General features: G+C 55.8%; 19 protein-coding genes. 13 read left to right on the forward strand and 6 right to left on the reverse strand.

Annotated elements, in window-relative coordinates; all coding sequences use genetic code 11:
- Complete coding sequence (locus ACOWVD_RS02145; protein ID WP_049240549.1) at positions 1-975, reverse strand: alpha/beta hydrolase; 975 nt, start codon at positions 973-975, stop codon at positions 1-3.
- 666 nt (positions 976-1641) lie between these two features.
- Between ACOWVD_RS02145 and ACOWVD_RS02150 the strand changes: the two genes are divergently transcribed.
- The 7 genes from ACOWVD_RS02150 to ACOWVD_RS02180 all read left to right on the forward strand — a co-directional run bounded on the left by ACOWVD_RS02150 (position 1642) and on the right by ACOWVD_RS02180 (position 11025).
- A complete protein-coding gene (locus ACOWVD_RS02150) occupies positions 1642-2856 on the forward strand; it encodes an aspartate aminotransferase family protein (protein ID WP_015378175.1) in 1215 nt (404 codons plus the stop codon).
- A 52-nt stretch (positions 2857-2908) separates the two neighbouring features.
- Positions 2909-3943 carry an arginine N-succinyltransferase gene (gene astA, locus ACOWVD_RS02155; protein ID WP_004934585.1) on the forward strand — a complete coding sequence of 345 codons (1035 nt, stop codon included), beginning with the start codon at positions 2909-2911 and terminating at the stop codon, positions 3941-3943.
- Positions 3943-5415: a succinylglutamate-semialdehyde dehydrogenase gene (astD, locus tag ACOWVD_RS02160; RefSeq protein ID WP_164094983.1), complete on the forward strand. Its 1473-nt coding sequence runs from the start codon at positions 3943-3945 to the stop codon at positions 5413-5415. The genes astA and astD overlap by 1 nt, the downstream gene beginning before the upstream one ends.
- A gap of 52 nt (positions 5416-5467) precedes the next feature.
- Complete coding sequence (astB, locus tag ACOWVD_RS02165; protein ID WP_048323896.1) at positions 5468-6808, forward strand: N-succinylarginine dihydrolase; 1341 nt, start codon at positions 5468-5470, stop codon at positions 6806-6808.
- 10 nt (positions 6809-6818) lie between these two features.
- Positions 6819-7802, forward strand: coding sequence for a succinylglutamate desuccinylase (gene astE / locus ACOWVD_RS02170; protein WP_049240547.1), 984 nt, complete (start codon positions 6819-6821; stop codon positions 7800-7802).
- A gap of 568 nt (positions 7803-8370) precedes the next feature.
- A complete protein-coding gene (locus tag ACOWVD_RS02175) occupies positions 8371-9453 on the forward strand; it encodes a porin (protein WP_049240546.1) in 1083 nt (360 codons plus the stop codon).
- A gap of 378 nt (positions 9454-9831) precedes the next feature.
- On the forward strand, positions 9832-11025 hold the full coding sequence (locus ACOWVD_RS02180; RefSeq protein ID WP_406887348.1) for an acyltransferase family protein: 1194 nt from the start codon (positions 9832-9834) through the stop codon (positions 11023-11025).
- Positions 11026-11161: 136 nt separating this feature from the next.
- On the opposite strand, the gene ACOWVD_RS02185 is transcribed toward ACOWVD_RS02180, so the two are convergent.
- Complete coding sequence (locus tag ACOWVD_RS02185) at positions 11162-11386, reverse strand: biofilm development regulator YmgB/AriR family protein (RefSeq protein WP_049240272.1); 225 nt, start codon at positions 11384-11386, stop codon at positions 11162-11164.
- A 123-nt stretch (positions 11387-11509) separates the two neighbouring features.
- Positions 11510-11701 carry a YebW family protein gene (locus ACOWVD_RS02190; RefSeq protein WP_004934567.1) on the reverse strand — a complete coding sequence of 64 codons (192 nt, stop codon included), beginning with the start codon at positions 11699-11701 and terminating at the stop codon, positions 11510-11512.
- A gap of 228 nt (positions 11702-11929) precedes the next feature.
- On the opposite strand from ACOWVD_RS02190, the gene lysM reads away from it, so the two are divergent.
- The 5 genes from lysM (at position 11930) to ACOWVD_RS02215 (ending at position 14812) form a co-directional block, all read left to right on the forward strand.
- Entirely contained in the window at positions 11930-12376 is a 447-nt protein-coding gene (lysM, locus tag ACOWVD_RS02195; protein ID WP_015378169.1) for a peptidoglycan-binding protein LysM, read from the forward strand.
- Between the two features lie 265 nt (positions 12377-12641).
- Entirely contained in the window at positions 12642-12797 is a 156-nt protein-coding gene (locus ACOWVD_RS02200; protein WP_004934560.1) for a hypothetical protein, read from the forward strand.
- Between the two features lie 23 nt (positions 12798-12820).
- Positions 12821-12985 carry a hypothetical protein gene (locus ACOWVD_RS02205; protein WP_170310328.1) on the forward strand — a complete coding sequence of 55 codons (165 nt, stop codon included), beginning with the start codon at positions 12821-12823 and terminating at the stop codon, positions 12983-12985.
- A 103-nt stretch (positions 12986-13088) separates the two neighbouring features.
- Complete coding sequence (locus ACOWVD_RS02210; RefSeq protein ID WP_164094864.1) at positions 13089-14030, forward strand: pirin family protein; 942 nt, start codon at positions 13089-13091, stop codon at positions 14028-14030.
- Between the two features lie 428 nt (positions 14031-14458).
- Positions 14459-14812 carry a DUF1304 domain-containing protein gene (locus tag ACOWVD_RS02215; protein WP_044031053.1) on the forward strand — a complete coding sequence of 118 codons (354 nt, stop codon included), beginning with the start codon at positions 14459-14461 and terminating at the stop codon, positions 14810-14812.
- A gap of 21 nt (positions 14813-14833) precedes the next feature.
- Here the strand turns inward: ACOWVD_RS02215 and ACOWVD_RS02220 are convergent, their stop codons facing one another.
- Together ACOWVD_RS02220 and ACOWVD_RS02225 are read right to left on the reverse strand one after the other, a co-directional pair.
- Positions 14834-15220 (reverse strand): helix-turn-helix domain-containing protein, encoded by a 387-nt coding sequence (locus ACOWVD_RS02220; protein ID WP_004927697.1) that lies wholly within the window; start codon positions 15218-15220, stop codon positions 14834-14836.
- Between the two features lie 446 nt (positions 15221-15666).
- Positions 15667-15879, reverse strand: a complete 213-nt coding sequence (locus tag ACOWVD_RS02225) for a YccJ family protein (protein WP_004927694.1) — start codon at positions 15877-15879, stop codon at positions 15667-15669.
- Between the two features lie 184 nt (positions 15880-16063).
- Between ACOWVD_RS02225 and ACOWVD_RS02230 the strand changes: the two genes are divergently transcribed.
- The gene (locus ACOWVD_RS02230; RefSeq protein ID WP_004927692.1) at positions 16064-16303 is read left to right on the forward strand and encodes a DUF2766 family protein; all 240 of its coding nucleotides are present in this window, start codon (positions 16064-16066) and stop codon (positions 16301-16303) included.
- A gap of 40 nt (positions 16304-16343) precedes the next feature.
- Here the strand turns inward: ACOWVD_RS02230 and ACOWVD_RS02235 are convergent, their stop codons facing one another.
- Positions 16344-16577 (reverse strand): YobH family protein, encoded by a 234-nt coding sequence (locus ACOWVD_RS02235; protein WP_004927690.1) that lies wholly within the window; start codon positions 16575-16577, stop codon positions 16344-16346.
- Between the last annotated feature and the right edge of the window lie 84 nt (positions 16578-16661).

The raw sequence follows: 16661 nt of genomic DNA on the forward strand, positions 1-16661 counted from the left end.
TCAGGACAGGTAGTGCTTCAACGCGCGCCCGGCCTGGTGGATCGCCGAATGCACCGCCGGGACGTGGGCGAGCGGGTTCAACAGGCCGTAGTCGTGGATCAGGCCGTTGTAGCGGGTGGCGGTGACCTCGACGCCGGCGGCGTCAAGCAGACGCGCGTAGGCTTCGCCCTCATCGCGCAACACGTCCAGTTCGGCGGTCTGCACCAGCGCCGGCGGCAAGCCCCGCAGCTGTTCCGGCGTGGCGTTGAGCGGCGAGGCGTAGATCTCTTTGCGCTGCGCCTTATCGGGCGCATAGCTGTCCCAAAACCACTTCATCATGTTGCGAGTCAGGAAATGGCCTTCGGCAAACTGATGATAGGAATCGGTATCAAAGTGGGCGTGCGTGACGGGCCACAGCAGGATCTGGCAACGCAATGCCGGTATGCCTTTCTCTTTGGCCATCAGGCTGACCACCGCTGCCATATTGCCGCCGACGCTGTTGCCGACCACCGCCAGCCGTGACCCATCGACATTGATTTTTTCGCCGTACTCGGCCACCCATTCCGTGGCGGCGTAGGCCAGATTAATCGCCTGAGGGTAATGCGCTTCCGGGGAGCGGGGGTAGTTGACGAATACCGCCGCCGCGCCGGAGCTGTAAACCAGATCGCGTACCAGTCGTTCATGAGTGGGGAAATCGCCCAGCACCCAGCCGCCGCCGTGAAAGAACATGAATACCGGCAACGCCTCCTTGACCCTGGCCGGCCGCACCAACTGCAGCAGAATATCCTGGCCCTCAACGTGGATGGTTTTCTCGCTGATTTCCACCTCGCGCAGCGGCACCTCGACGCTGCGTTGCACGTCCTCCAAAACCCTGCGCGCTTCTTTGGGCTTCAGCTGATCCATGGGTTTACCGCCACCGGCATTCAGCGCGTCGAGAAACGCGCGGATGTCGTGTTGGGCGTGCGGCTGGCTGAGATCGACGGTTTTCTTGGGCATGGTGGCTCCTTGTGCGCAGAAGAGAAGGGGCGGTCAGGATCACAGTGTAGTCGCTGGCGTACAAAGCACGAACCGCGGTCAGCGCGGCTCCTTTTTCGCGAGTATGGCGGGTGGCGCCTCTGCGCCGCTGCCGCGTTGCACCATGCTGGCGCGCCGCTGCACCCGATGGGGGCAAAAAGTGTGATAGCGAGCAAATTGGGGGAAATTATTTTTGCGAGCCCGATCAGAAATCCTGAAGTTTTTCGTAATTGAATAGGATTTCGCACGCAATGATGATTTTAGGCCTTATTTTTTAATTTATGCATTACCAATGCATAGAAAATGAATAAATATTCATTATAAGCCGTTGTTTTAACGTAAAAAATAGCAAAATCCGGCAAAAATCCCGTTTTGGCACGATAGCTGCTCTACACTCTTTATCAAACGACATGTATTTTAACTGCTCGTTAACATTTACTCCCCGCTCAGGGACCGGATATACGCCATAAATAGTGAAAAACCGATTTTATGTAACAGATTTGTTTCTAAATCAGCGGTAAGGGACAGCATTTTCTCCGCCGCGAAAGTCGGTTTTGAACAACGGTTTTTTTGCATTGTGGCGGTCTAACCGGGCTTGAGCGGCCCTTACAGTCAAAATTCAGCCTTTGCTGAGATTATGAGGTCACTATGGAACAGCCAATCGCAGTTACCCGCCAGTCTTTCGATGACTGGATGGTCCCGGTTTATGCCCCTGCCGATTTTATTCTGGTGCGTGGCGAAGGATCGCAGGTGTGGGATCAGCAGGGTAAGTCTTACATCGATTTCGCCGGCGGCATCGCGGTTAACGCGCTGGGCCATGCGCACCCGGCGGTCAAGGCGGCGCTGGTGGAACAGGCGGGCAAACTGTGGCATCTGGGCAATGGCTATACCAACGAACCGGTACTGCGTCTGGCCAAAAAACTGATCGACGCCACCTTCGCCGACAAGGTGTTTTTCTGTAACTCGGGTGCAGAAGCCAACGAGGCGGCGCTGAAACTGGCGCGTAAACACGCGCACGACCAGCACGGCGCCGGTAAAGATCAGATTGTGGCGTTCAACAACGCGTTCCACGGCCGCACGCTGTTCACCGTTTCCGCCGGCGGCCAGCCGAAGTATTCGCAGGATTTTGCGCCGCTGCCGGGCGGAATCACCCACACGCCGTATAACGATCTGGCCGCAGCGGCCGAGCTTATCAACGATCGCACCTGCGCGGTGATCGTCGAGCCTATTCAGGGCGAGGGCGGCGTGCTGCCGGCGGAGGCCAGTTTCCTGCAGGGGCTGCGTGAACTGTGCGATCGTCATAACGCGCTGCTGATCTTCGACGAAGTGCAGACCGGCGTCGGCCGCACCGGCCATCTGTATGCCTACATGCAGTACGGCGTGGTGCCGGACGTGCTGACCACCGCCAAAGCGCTGGGCGGCGGCTTCCCGATCGGCGCGATGCTGACCACCGATGCGCTGGCGAAAACGCTGGGCGTCGGCACCCACGGCACCACCTACGGCGGCAACCCGCTGGCGACGGCGGTGGCGGGGGAAGTGTTCTCCATCATCAACACGCCGGAAGTGCTGGAAGGCGTCAAACAACGTCACCAGTGGTTCATCGACGGGTTGAACGATATCAACCGTCAGTACCCGATCTTCGCCGAGATCCGCGGCGGCGGTTTGCTGATCGGCTGCCAATTGAAGAAAGATTATGCCGGCAAAGCGAAGCAGATCACCCAACTGGCCAACGAAGAAGGCGTTATCGCGCTGATCGCCGGTCCGGACGTGGTGCGTTTCACGCCGTCGCTGATCATCCCTGAGCAGGATGTGAAAGAGGGGCTGGCGCGATTCGCGCGCGCCGTGGCGCGCATTTGCAGCTAATCAGCGGGCTGCGCCTTCACCGGCGCAGCCTGATTCAGAAGAGGTTCGCATTATGATGATTATTCGCCCTATAGAGCGTCGCGATCTGGCGGATTTACTGACGCTTGCCGGTAAATCCGGCATCGGTCTCACTTCACTGCCGCAGAATGAAGATACCTTGTCGGCGCGCATTGAGCGGGCGTTAAAAACCTGGCAAGGCGAACTTCCGCAAAGTGACCAGTGTTATTTGTTCGTGTTGGAAGACAGCGAGCGCCGGCAGGCGGTGGGGGTCTGCGCAATTGAAGTGGCCGTCGGCCTGGCGGAACCCTGGTACAGCTTCCGCGTCGGCACGCAGGTGCACGCCTCCAAACAGCTGAACGTCTATAAATCGGTGCCGACGCTGTTCCTCAGCAACGACCATACCGGCCATTCGGAGTTGTGTACGCTGTTCCTCGATCCGGATTATCGCCACGGCGAGAACGGCAAGCTGCTGTCGAAGGTGCGTTTCCTGTTTATCGCCGCGTTCCGTGAACGCTTCTCCCGGCGCCTGATCGCCGAGATGCGCGGTTTCTCCGATGAAAACGGCCGTTCGCCGTTCTGGGAGAGCGTCGGTCACCGTTTCTTCTCCATCGAGTTCGCCAAGGCGGACTACCTGAGCGGCACTGGGCAAAAGGCGTTTATCGCCGAGCTGATGCCGAAACACCCGTTGTATGTCGATTTCCTGGCCGAAGATGCGCAGAAAGTGATTGGCGAAGTGCACCCGCAAACCCTGCCGGCGCGCCGGTTGCTGGAGGCGGAAGGCCTGAGTTATCAGGGCTACGTCGATATCTTCGACGGCGGCCCGACGCTGGAAGCCGAGATCGACCATATCCGCGCGGTGAAGCAGAGCCGCCTGGTGAAAGTGGTGCTGGATGACACGCCGATGCGCGCCGATGCGCCGGTGCATCTGGTGGCCAACGACAACTATCAGAATTACCGCGCACTGTTGGTCAATGCCGATCTGTATGACGACCGCCTGCATATCAACGCCGCCACCGCCGCGGCGCTGGGCGTCGAGCAGGGCAGCCCGGTGCGGGTGCTCCCCCTTATTGCACAGGAGAAAGCATGATGTCCCATCCTGCTCTGTTGATTAACGGCGTCTGGCGGCAGGGCCGCGGCGCCGAGTTCGGCAAGGCCGATCCGGTCGGCAACCAGCCGCTGTGGCGCGCTAACGCCGCCGACGCCGCCGACGTCGCCGCTGCCTGCGAAGCCGCGCGCGCCGCGTTCCCCGCCTGGGCGCGCACGCCGTTCGAGCAGCGCGAACAGCTGGTGAAACGCTTCGCCGCCTTGCTGGAAGAACATAAACAGTCGCTGGCGGAAACCATCAGCCGCGAGACCGGCAAACCGCGCTGGGAAACCCTGACCGAAATTCAGGCGATGATCGGCAAGGTGGGCATTTCACTGCAGGCCTATCAGGCGCGCACCGGTTTTAGCCAGACGGCGATGGCCGACGGCGCTTCGGTGCTGCGCCATCGCCCGCACGGCGTGCTGGCGGTGTTCGGGCCTTACAACTTCCCCGGCCATCTGCCGAACGGCCATATCGTGCCGGCGCTGCTGGCCGGAAACTGCGTGGTGTTCAAGCCGAGCGAACTGACGCCGCTGACCGCCGAGGAGACCCTGAAGCTGTGGCTGAAGGCCGGTCTGCCGGACGGGGTGATCAATCTGGTGCAAGGCGGCCGCGAAACCGGCGAAGCCTTGGCGGCCAGTGCGGATATCGACGGTCTGCTGTTTACCGGCAGCGCCGGCACCGGCTACCATCTGCACCGCCAATTGGCGGGGCAGCCGGAGAAGATCCTGGCGCTGGAGATGGGCGGCAACAATGCGCTGATCGTCGACGGTTTCGAGGATCGCGACGCGGCGGTCAACCTGGCTATCCAGTCGGCATTTATCTCCGCCGGTCAACGTTGCACCTGTTCGCGTCGCATTCTGGTGAAGCAAGGGGCGGAAGGCGATGCCTTTATCGCGCGTTTGGTTCAGGTGGCGGGCGAACTGCGCGTCGGCCGTTGGGATGCCGAACCGCAGCCGTTCATGGGCGGGGTGGTGTCGGCTGCCGCGGCGGAAAACATGCTGAAAGCGCAGCAGCGCTTGCTGGCGTTGGGCGGCAAATCGCTGCTGGCCATGCGTCTGCTGGAGCCGGGCAGTTCGCTGCTCAGCCCGGGCATCATCGAGCTGACCGGCGTGGCCGGCGTGCCGGACGAAGAGTACTTCGGGCCGTTGACCACCATCGTGCGTTACCGCGATTTCGACGAGGCTCTGCGGCTCGCCAACCAGACGCGCTACGGCCTGTCGGTGGGATTGGTCTCGCCGCAGCGCGAGCTGTTCGAGCGGCTGTTGCTGGAAGCGCGCGCCGGCATCGTCAACTGGAACAAGCCGCTGACCGGGGCGTCCAGCGCGGCGCCGTTCGGTGGCGTGGGGGCCTCCGGCAACCATCGCCCAAGCGCCTTCTATGCGGCGGACTATTGCGCCTGGCCGATGGCTTCGCTGGAAAGCGAAAGCCTGTCGCTGCCGGCGACGCTCTCGCCGGGCTTGTCGTTCCGTTAATCGTCTGCGGCGGCGCGATGGCGCTGCCGCACGCTATCCCCAGGGGATAAACATGTCAGGATATGAAGTCAATTTCGACGGTTTGGTGGGGCCGACGCACCACTATGCCGGGCTGTCGTTCGGCAACGAGGCATCGACGCAGCATCAAAACAGCGTATCGAACCCGAAGCTGGCGGCGAAACAAGGTTTGCTGAAAATGAAGGCGCTGGCCGATCTCGGTTTCCAGCAAGGGGTCTTGCCGCCGCAGGAGCGGCCGCATTTGCCGATGCTGCGTCGCCTGGGTTTCAGCGGCAGCGATGAGGCGGTGCTGGCGCAGGCGATGCGTCAGTCGCCGCGCTTGCTGTCGGCGCTCAGCTCGGCATCGTGCATGTGGACCGCCAATGCGGCCACCGTGTCGCCTTCGGCGGACAGCGCCGACGGCAAGGTGCACTTCACCGCCGCCAACCTGAACAACAAATTCCACCGCGCCATCGAAGCGGAAACCACCACCGCCGTATTGCGGGCGATGTTCAGCGACGATCGGCATTTCGCCCACCACGAGGCGCTGCCGCAGGTGGCGTTGTTCGGCGACGAAGGGGCGGCCAACCATAACCGTCTGGGCGGTGATTACGCTAAGCGCAGCGTGCAGGTGTTCGTCTATGGGCGTCAGGAGTTCGGCGGCGAAACGGCGCCGGCGCGTTATCCGGCGCGCCAGACGCGCGAAGCCGGCGAGGCGATCGCTCGCCTGCACCAGTTGGATGAACAGCATACGGTCTTCGTGCAGCAAAACCCGGCGGTGATCGATCAGGGCGTGTTCCATAACGACGTGATTGCGGTCAGCAACCAGAACGTGCTGTTCCATCATCAGCAGGCGTTTTACCGCCAGCAACAGGCGCTGGATGAAGTGCGCCGCAAGATGGCGACGCTGGACAGCGAGCTGGTAGCGATCGAAGTGCCGACAGAGCGCGTCTCGGTAGCGGACGCGGTGGCGACCTATCTGTTCAACAGCCAAATTCTTACCAAACCGAACGGCAAGATGATGATCGTCGTGCCGGAGGAGTCGCGTCAGCACGCCGGCGTGTGGCGTTACCTCAACGACATGGTCGGCAGCGGCGGCCCTATCGATGAAATCCGCGTGTTCGACCTGCGTGAAAGCATGCGCAACGGCGGCGGCCCTGCCTGCCTGCGGTTGCGGGTGGCGCTCAACGAACAAGAGTTGAGAGCGGTCAATCCACGCGTGATGATGAACGATCGGCTGTTCGCAACGTTGAACGAGTGGGTCGATCGTCATTACCGCGATCGCCTGACGCAGGATGACCTGGCCGATCCGCTGCTGCTGCGCGAAGGGCGCGAGGCGCTGGATGCGCTGACGTCGATCCTCGGTCTCGGCGCCATTTATCCGTTCCAACGCTAAGGGAGGCAGCATGATCGATCTACTGCCCCTGACGCTGGAAGGGAACGAACCCGTCGAATGGCAAGGTGAAATACCGCAGCTGCGGTGGCGCTGGCAGGGGGAAGGGGTGCTGGAGCTTACGCCGCGACAGCCTTACCGCCAGGCGATGGTGATGTCGGCGGGCGTGCACGGCAATGAAACCGCGCCGATTGAACTGCTCAATCAGCTGGTCGGCGATCTCCTTGCCGGCCGGTTGCCGCTGACGGTGCGACTGTTGGTGGTGCTGGGCAACCCGGCGGCGATGCGGGCCGGCAAGCGTTATCTGCACAGCGATATGAACCGCATGTTCGGCGGCCGCTACCGCAACTTCGCCGCCAGCGGCGAAACCGTGCGCGCGCAGCAGTTGGAGCGTGCGCTCGCCGCCTTTTTCGATGGGGAGCAGGCGGCGCGTTTCCATTACGATTTGCACACCGCCATCCGTGAATCGCGTTTGCCACGTTTCGGCATTCTGCCCTTTCAGAAACGCCCGTACAGTGAGCCGATGTTGAAGCTGCTGGATGCCGCCGATCTGGATGCGTTGGTGGTACACAGTGCGCCGGGCGGGACTTTTAGCCATTACTCCAGCGAACATCTCAATGCGGCGAGCTGTACGCTCGAGCTGGGCAAGGCGCGGCCGTTCGGCAGCAACGATCTGCAGCAGTTCGCCGCCATCGATCGCGCTCTGCGGGCGGCGGTCAGCGAAGGGGCGCTGCCGACGCGTGCGGGCGCCGAGATTCGGGTTTTTCGTGTGATGCACTCGTTGATCAAGCACAGCGAAGATTTCAAACTGCATCTGGACGATGACACGGCCAACTTCACCGAACTGCAACCGGGTATGTTGCTGTGCGAGCAGCCGCAGGAGGACTATCGCGTGGGCCAGGAGGGGGCGTGGATACTGTTCCCTAACCCCAGTGTGGCGTTGGGCCTGCGTGCCGGCATGTTGTTGAGCGAAGTTTCCCGCTCTACGCTGTATTGATTCATCCACGGTGGCGCCGTCAGCGCGCCGCCGTTATTCCTTTCATTATTTTAATCTGCTATTTCCCGCTATTTTTATTCCCGTAAGGCGAATTTTATTCGTCACTAATCCGCGTCTTTATGCGAATGAATAGAAGGCAGTGTCAGGTCGTTATCTGAAAGCCTTAATTGCCTGGTGAGTTTGTTAAGATAAAAATGTGAAATAAGTAACGTTTTTAATAACCATGCTAATCTTATTGTTACCTTTGAATAGCGCAGAAAGCACGCAAAACGAAACCGAATTGCACTATCTTGGTGCAATGCACCGTTTTGGTTATAACTTATGTGATAAAAAATTCTTATATTCAATGAGTTGAGTGATTTCTTTTTTGACATATTCGGTTACAAATAAACATGCTTTCTCCTCGTTGTTTCATGAACTTTTTGATTTTAAGTTTTGATTCATGATGCTAATGTCACATCACCCCGGCATTAGGGGAGCTCATAAAATACCAAAAGATAAAATCACAGCCCAAATTATAAATTGGGCGTGACGGGCAGGGTTCTAATTATAATATCTAGGAAAATAAATGATGAAACGCAGTGTATTAGCCTTAGCTGTCGCCCTCGGGGCGATCACCTCCTTCGCCAACGCGGCTGAAATCTACAATAAGGATGGCAATAAACTCGACCTGTACGGCCGCGTTAACGCCAAGCATTATTTCAGCGACAGTAAGTCCAACGACGGTGATATGACCTATGTTCGCCTGGGCTTCAAAGGCGAAACGCAAATCAATGACCAGTTGACCGGCTACGGCCAGTGGGAATACAACGTCCAGGCCAATCACGACGAAGCGCAGGGCACCGCCGGCACCAAAACGCGTCTGGGCTTCGCGGGGCTGAAATTCGGCAACTACGGTTCTTTCGACTACGGCCGTAACTACGGCGTGGTGTATGACGCCGAGGCTTACACCGACATGCTGCCGGAATTCGGCGGCGACTCCTACAGCTATACCGATAACTTTATGACCGCCCGTTCCAACGGTTTGGCCACCTACCGCAACCGTGATTTCTTCGGTTTGGTGGAAGGCCTGAACCTGGCGCTGCAGTATCAGGGTAAAAACGACGGTGACGGCCGCAGCGTGACCAAGCAAAACGGCGACGGTTACGGCCTGTCTCTGGACTACCAGGATATCGGCGGTTCCGGCATCGGCGTAGCGGCGGCGTTCTCCGATTCCAACCGCACCAGCGCTCAGAAAGCGCTGCAGTATGGCAAGGGTGACAGCGCTACCGCCTGGACCACCGCGGTGAAATACGACGCCAACCAGGTTTACCTGGCTGCGATGTATGCCGAAACCCGTAACATGACGCCGATCAGCGTCAACGGCACTTCCGGCTTCGCCAATAAAACGCAAAACTTCGAAGTGGTGGCTCAGTATCAATTCGAGAACGGCCTGCGTCCTTCCGTGGCCTACGTGCAGTCCAAAGGCAAGGATATCGAAGGGATCGGTGATGCCGACCTGGTGAAATACGTGGAAGTGGGGGCGACTTACTACTTCAACAAAAATATGTACACCTACGTTGATTATCAAATCAACCAGTTGAGCGACGACAACAAACTGAAACTGGCTAACGATGATATCGTGGCCGTCAGCTTGACGTATCGCTTCTAAGCGGCTCCATTCATTGTTATCAGTCAGCAACAGGGACACTGCTGCCTGATAATGAAAGGTATTACCTTCTTCCTGTGTCGGGAAAAAGCGGCTTGTCCTTCATAGTGAAAGCTCGGATGAGGTTATCGCGGGCAATGGGGGGCAAGCCTTCCTTGTAATGCGCATCATGCTCTAATCCGCACGGCTGATTATCGGCAAATTTTGACCGTCATGTCCCCTTGGTCATCGGACTGAACATGGCGATTAGCGCTGATGACACCGAAAAATGTAAAGCTGGGGCTGAGGAGCGTACGTAACTATTAGAGATTATTTACTAAATCTTTACACATGAGATTCTGGTGATAGTATGAGAAGCTTGGTATCCATGGGGTCATAAGAATGTCCACTTCTCTAGTGTTTTTTTTCGCTTTTTTATTAGCGATAGTATTAAGTTACATTACTGTATCAATTAGCAAATTCACCCCGTTAAACATCAGACTCCCCGAAGGGCGTCGGTCTGGCTGCATTGATGGCCTGCGCGGCTATCTGGCGTTAATGGTGGCCGCACATCATTATTTTATATTTTATGGCTGGCTGCAAACTGGGCAGTGGTTGCCACCAAAAATTAATTTTATAAATAACTTCGGCAAGGTTGCTGTTTGTTTATTCTTCATGATTACTGGTTATCTTTTTATTGGGAAAATTTACAAAGATAAACAGGCGTCAATTAAAATCTCTTGGGCTAAAATCTATATATCTCGGATATTTAGAATTTTCCCACTGTACCTTGTGGCTGTTGCCGTGACGATACTTTATACGTTCATCGTGCATGGGTATCAGTTGAATGTAACGTTGCCCCAGCTTGCAAAAGAAATTGTCAGTTGGTTGCTTTATATCGGTGACTCGGTTAATGGCGATCCTGATGCAAAAAGAATCACTGCCGGCGTGACCTGGACCTTAAAGTATGAATGGCTTTTCTATCTTTCGTTACCATTGCTTGCCGTTTTTTTCAGTAAGAAAACCACCACTGCGTTGCTTGTAGTGCTGGCAATAGCTATTTATTTCAGTGGATTACATGTTAAAGGGATTGATTGCAAATATATTATTTTCTTTGTTCTCGGTGGTTTAGCCTTTGCGATAGAGCAACGTTATGGTGAAGTGCTGCGTTCCGTCATAAATAATTCAGCGATATCAATGATAAGTGTTTTTGCTATATCTTTTGCGGTGTTTTTTGTTAAGGATCCGCTCGGGTTGTTGGGTGTGATGAGTATGTTTTTATTTTTTGTTCCTGTTGTAATGGGGAACTCTGCTTTCGGTTCTTTGTCCGGGGTTGGAGCAGTCAAGTTAGGTGAGATTAGTTTTAGTCTCTATCTGCTGCATGGCATTTTAATGTATACAATCTTGGTTTTCTCTATCGACAGCAGCCAATTAGGTAGTATGAACGGCTATCTTATTTTTATGCCGTTAGTTATGAGTGCGTTAGTCATTCTTTCATTGATTACGTACAAAATGATAGAAAAACCGTTTATTAATTTTGGCAGAGCATTGGTTAACGGGAACAGTTTAAAAAAAAATCTGTCGAAGGTCCGCTGAGATACGGGACATATCGATAAGGGCCAAAATGCGATGAAAAACGCCAATCAGTGTAATCTGATTGGCGTTTTTTATTACTGCTTACATGCGCGGTTTTACAGTAAGAAATGCTCAATCTCTACACAACGCGAGTGGGTTAGCCTTTGGGCGCCAACCCAACCAGCTCAATGGCGGAACGCAGTGCGGCGAAACGTTGTTGATCCTGCTCACGCTCTATTTCGGTCACCAGCTGTGAAAGAATATTGCCGCCGGATACTCTTTTATGGTTTTTGATTAACTGCAACACTGCGTCGCCTAACGCCAGGCTGACGTCGCGCAGCAGAGTTTCATATTGCTCGTTGGAATGAGCTGATACTGGCATGACCTTTCTCTGTCTCTCTCTTCTTCGGGAGCCGCAATTTAGCAAAACAGCGGCCTTATGCCTCGGAGGAAGACGAAGTTTCTGATGAAATCAGAAATTCCTCAGTATCGTGCGGGAAGGGGATTAAAAATCCGAATATTCGCTGGCTGGCAACCAGAAGCCGTCGATAAACTCTTCCATGGGATAACAACCGGCATGTCGCAAGTTCTGTTCCTTCATCGCGACCAGGCATTGCGGCTCGTCGCGCAATATATCGACCACCATTTCACTGCAGCCGCCATCCAGATAACAGACAAACATCACCAATGCGTACATCGTCGCACGCCTCCTTCGTCGAGTTGCCTTGTCTGCAACAGTGTAGGTAGAAAAGCGCGATTTTTCAGCATCATTGCACGATTAATCGCCATGGAAACGCCGCTGACGACACTTTCGGAATACTCTACCCGTTTCTGACGCCCTGAGCGGATGGCATATCCTTTTGTCGATGCTAAGCTTAACAAGCCTTACTTAAACGCATTACTGCAACCATCAAAAGGAGTGAATATGGGCTTGTTTAACTTCGTCAAAGAAGCGGGCGAAAAACTGTGGGATACAGTCACCGGCAATGCCTCCGCCGAAGATCAAAGCGCCAAACTCAAGGAGCATCTCGATAAGAGCGGCCTGCCGGGCACCGACAAAGTGAATGTGCAGGTGGTCGATGGTAAAGCCGTAGTGACCGGCGACGCCGTCAGCCAGGAGTTAAAAGAGAAGATCCTGGTGGCTATCGGCAACGTGGCGGGTATCAGCGGTGTGGAAGACAAGGTGGCGGTAGCGCAATCCGACGCCGAGAGCCGCTTCTATACCGTGAAGAAGGGCGATACGCTGAGCGCGATCTCTAAAGAGATGTATGGCAACGCCAATCTGTACAACAAGATTTTCGAAGCCAACAAGCCGATGCTGTCGAGCCCGGACAAGATTTATCCGGGGCAGGTGTTGCGTATCCCGCAATAACGCGTCGGTTTACCCTGGCCCGGTTACGTACCGGGCTTTTTTTTGTCCTCTGCAATCCGCGTCTCTTATTTCCTTGCGCTCTCCATGCCAGTTACATCTCCCCTGTGTACTTGCTCGCTCACCGGCAGGCGCGGTGTTGACCCTGATGGGGAAAATTGATAGCGTCATCCCCCGGTTGAGGCCGGAGCGACCAAGTCAGCGACGTTGGCGCCTTATTCTGAGGGGATGTTTTGCCCCGCCAAACAGCAACGCAGCAGTTGAACGAGTGAAAACCGATTTAGTGAAACAAGAGCGTAACGCCTCAACGGATAAAAATTATCGAGAAACCTTGGGTGATGCGCAATTTGCGATCGTCGTGTTGGCGGTGGCGTCCTGCTCACTGATTATCTTTACGCTGGCGGTCACGCTGTGGGTGACCTGACGCGATTAACTAGGGGAGATAAAATGGAGCCTAATCTCCATGATGAAACCAAACTGCTGGCGATCATCGGCCTGTTGGTGTCCGTGCTGCTGGTGGTATCAATTCTCTTTGGCGTGACCTATTTCTCCGATCTCAGGCACGCGCATGACGAGATAGACATCAAGAGCTGCTATATCAAAGCACCCTGAACCGCGCGAACGTGCCTGAGCGTCGCCGCTCTGTGGGGGCTGTCCTGTGTTAAGCTTGGGGGATTCCCCTTGGCGAATCGGCGCCATTCAGGAGGTCTTTGCGATGAGTCAGTCACGTCCTACGCTCTTTTCACCTTCACGCGAATGCCCCGTCGTTGACGGCGTGCGCCAGATACAACGTATTGCCGTGCGTAATGCCGAAGTGGGGGGCATCCCGATCAACCGTGCGTTGCCAACTCGGGAGCGGCGCACCGTCGGCGCCTGGTGTTTTCTCGATCACGCCGGGCCGACGGTATTCAACGGCACTTCGCCCGGCATGGATGTGGGGCCGCATCCGCACATCGGGCTGCAAACGTTCACCTGGATGATCGAGGGTGAGGTGCTGCACCGAGACAGCCTCGGCAGTGAACAGGTGATTCGCCCAGGGCAGGTTAATCTGATGACCGCAGGGCGCGGCATTGCGCACACGGAACAGTCGGTGGGCGAGCAGCGGCGGTTGCATGCCGCACAATTATGGATCGCGCTGCCGGCCGAACATGCCGACATGGCACCACGCTTCGATCATTATCCTGATTTGCCGCAATGGCAGAATAATGGCGTGAATCATCGTTTGTTGGTCGGGGAATTTGGCGCTTATCGTTCACCGGTGTTCACTCTTTCGCCATTAATCGCCATTGATCTGGAATGGGAAGAAGCGGCAAGAATCGAATTGCCGTTGCGCGATGATTATGAAATTGGCTTTTTGCCCCTTATTGGTGCGTTTGAACTTAATGGTGAAACTTTTTCACCTGACGAATTCGCCTATTTAGGTGTGAAGAATAACTCTATTGGGTTAAATGCGCGAAAGGGCAGCCGGGGATTATTAATCGGTGGAGCACCACTGAACGAAGAGATCCTTATCTGGTGGAATTTCGTAGGACATACCAAGGCTGAAATTACTCGGGCTCAGCATGATTGGGAGCAAGAGGCGCCGCGTTTCCCGGCGGTTGAAGGTTATTCTGGTGAGCGTATGACCGCACCACGCCTGCCCTGGAGCGATGTTTGATAGCGTTAGGATATAATCACCGCGATTATTCGGCTTATTTCGCTCTAATAAGGCGCAATTAATGTGATCGCGGCTCCAGCTTTTACGACAATATAAGGTTTCTCGACGGAAAAGTGATCTGGCGCATATAATGACAACGAGAAGAAGTTTAGGATATTCCTCAGGAAGTCAGGTTGTCTCCCATTAGTCAGATGTCAGTGAGGTCATTATGAGCCAGGTACTCTATCGTGCAAGACTGTCCCATGTCGTGGTTGCCACGGCGCTGTTTTGGGTCTCTGTCGCGGCATTGTTGGTCGCCGTATTAAACTAACCTCAAAAAATGACTCCTGCATAAACCCGCTTCGGCGGGTTTTTTTATCTCCGCCGATGGGTAGGCGAGCGAAGGCGTTTATAATTGATGGCATCTTCAATAAACGACTGGAACCATCATGAAGTTCTTTGCCGATATTTTGCTGCTGCTCATCGCAGCGCTCCATCTTTATATCCTGGTGCTGGAAATGTTCCTGTGGCGTACGCCCCTCGGCAGGCGCGCATTCGGCACAACGGCGGAGTTCGCCGCAGCCACGCGGGTGTTGGCCGCCAATCAGGGGTTGTACAACGGCTTTCTGGCGTTGGGGTTGGTATGGAGCTACTGGCGTGGGGATATGGCGCTGCAGCTGTTCTTTCTCGGGTGTGTGCTGGCGGCCGGGGTGTTCGGCGGGTTGAGCGCCAGCCGCAAAATTCTGTGGGTGCAGGCGCTGCCGGCCGCGATCGCGATGCTGGCGGTCTGGGGGGCGCGTTAACCCGCCGACTTGCGGCGAGCTTCAGGCGGATTTTTGGTGAATGACGTGCAGCGGCGGATCGATGTGCAGATCAACGCTCAAATCCTGGCGGAAATCATAGGGTGTGATATTAAAACGCTTTCTGAACATGTAGGTGAAGTGGGACTGTGAACCGAAGCCAAAGTCCAGGGCGATGTCGAAGATCGACGCTTCACTGCTGCGCAGTTGATAGACTGCGCCGGCCAGACGGCGTTCGCGAATGTATTTACCGAGCGAAATCCCTGTCGCTTCTTTGAACAGCTTCTGCATGTGCCACAGCGAGTAGCCGGAATACTCGGCCAGCTCTTCGAGATGGATCACTCGTCCGAGGTGAGTTTCGACCCATTTGCTGAGGGCGCAGACCAACGAGAGGTGGTGTTCTTGTATCATCAGTGCGTCAGTGTGAGACCTACATAGCGGTGAAGTATACACAACTTGCCGCCGTGGACAAAAATGCCGCCGGTGACGGGGGACAATTATTCGGAAAAACCGTTTGACCGCCGCTTGTCAGCCGAAAGGAAAAACGGCTAATCTGAGACTGCCGCCGCCGCGGTGGGGGACGCAAAGAAAGCCGCAGCAAGAACCGCCAAAACAGAGTCAGCCGTAACAACTCAACGTTGATGGGGTGATCGCATGTTAATGACAGTGATTATTACTCTGGTTGTAATCGTGGGCGTCGGCGCTTTTATGGCGACGCCGGTGATGAGCATGAAGAATGCGGAAGGTGTGGGAGGTGAAGAACCGTGAGAGCAAGAAGACATGCACGCCGCTGAGCGGGGCGGGCGCTAATCGGGAAAGCCTGGGTCAGAAACCCGGGCTTTTTGTTGCGTAACCGCTCAAACGTTTTTCCGCTCGACGGTTTCCTCTCCCCAATAAAGCTGGTCGGCGGTGGTTTTGGCAAAGGCCTTCTCCAACGCCTCATCACTGCCTTCTTCCCAGATTTTCTGCGCCAACACTTCATCGTTCCCTGCCAGCTCAAAAATGGCTTCGGCGATTTCCACCGAAGTTTCACGCACTGTCGCCCAGGATTTCACATTGTGATTCGCCATAACTTTCTCCTGTTGGTTGTGGCTTGCGGGTGGTTTTTACCACCGCCATGCAGCAAGTATAGGCCAATCCGCCGCAGGCTTTTGCCCGCCGGTGCGCAGAATGGGGAAAAAGACGGGGAGTGCGGGCAATGGCGCGGACGCCATGCTATTCTGTGCGGCGTTTGAATCAAGAAGGAAATTTATTATGTCTGACATGCTGAGCAACGAGCAGGAACTGGCTTCCGATCTGGTCGCTTGCCAACTGGTCATCAAACAGATTCTGGACGTTATCGACGTCATTGCGCCGACCGAAGTGCGCGACAAGATGGCGGGTCAGCTCAAAAGCATCGATTTCTCCACGCATCCTGCCGGCGCCGATCCGGTGACCCGCCGAGCGATTGACAAGGCGATTGCGCTGATCGAGATGAAGTTTACCCGCAACTGAGGCGGGGCCGCCGCAGAGCGGCGGCGTCGGGCGGTGGCGGTTAATCCACCACCGTTTCGATTTTCTTGAACAGCGGGCAGTCGGCTACGCCGATGAAACCGTTGTCGCCATTCACGTACTGGGCGATCGCCACGTTGCGCGCCGTCAGGTATTTGCACTGCAATCCCAACCCGCCAACGTTTTTGTTGCTGCCGATCAGCACGCCGTAGCCCGAGATCAAAAAGCCGCCGTAAATGACCGCCAACACCAATACCCACTTAATCAATTTGCTCATCGTATTTCCTCGTTATCCCTGAGGGGGCATCTAGCCACGGCGCCTATGCGAGGGCAAGGGTAACAGTCTGAAAACCGGGCGATA

Origin of the sequence: Serratia sp. SA088 (assembly GCF_049065515.1) — a bacterium.
GTDB lineage: Bacteria > Pseudomonadota > Gammaproteobacteria > Enterobacterales > Enterobacteriaceae > Serratia > Serratia nematodiphila.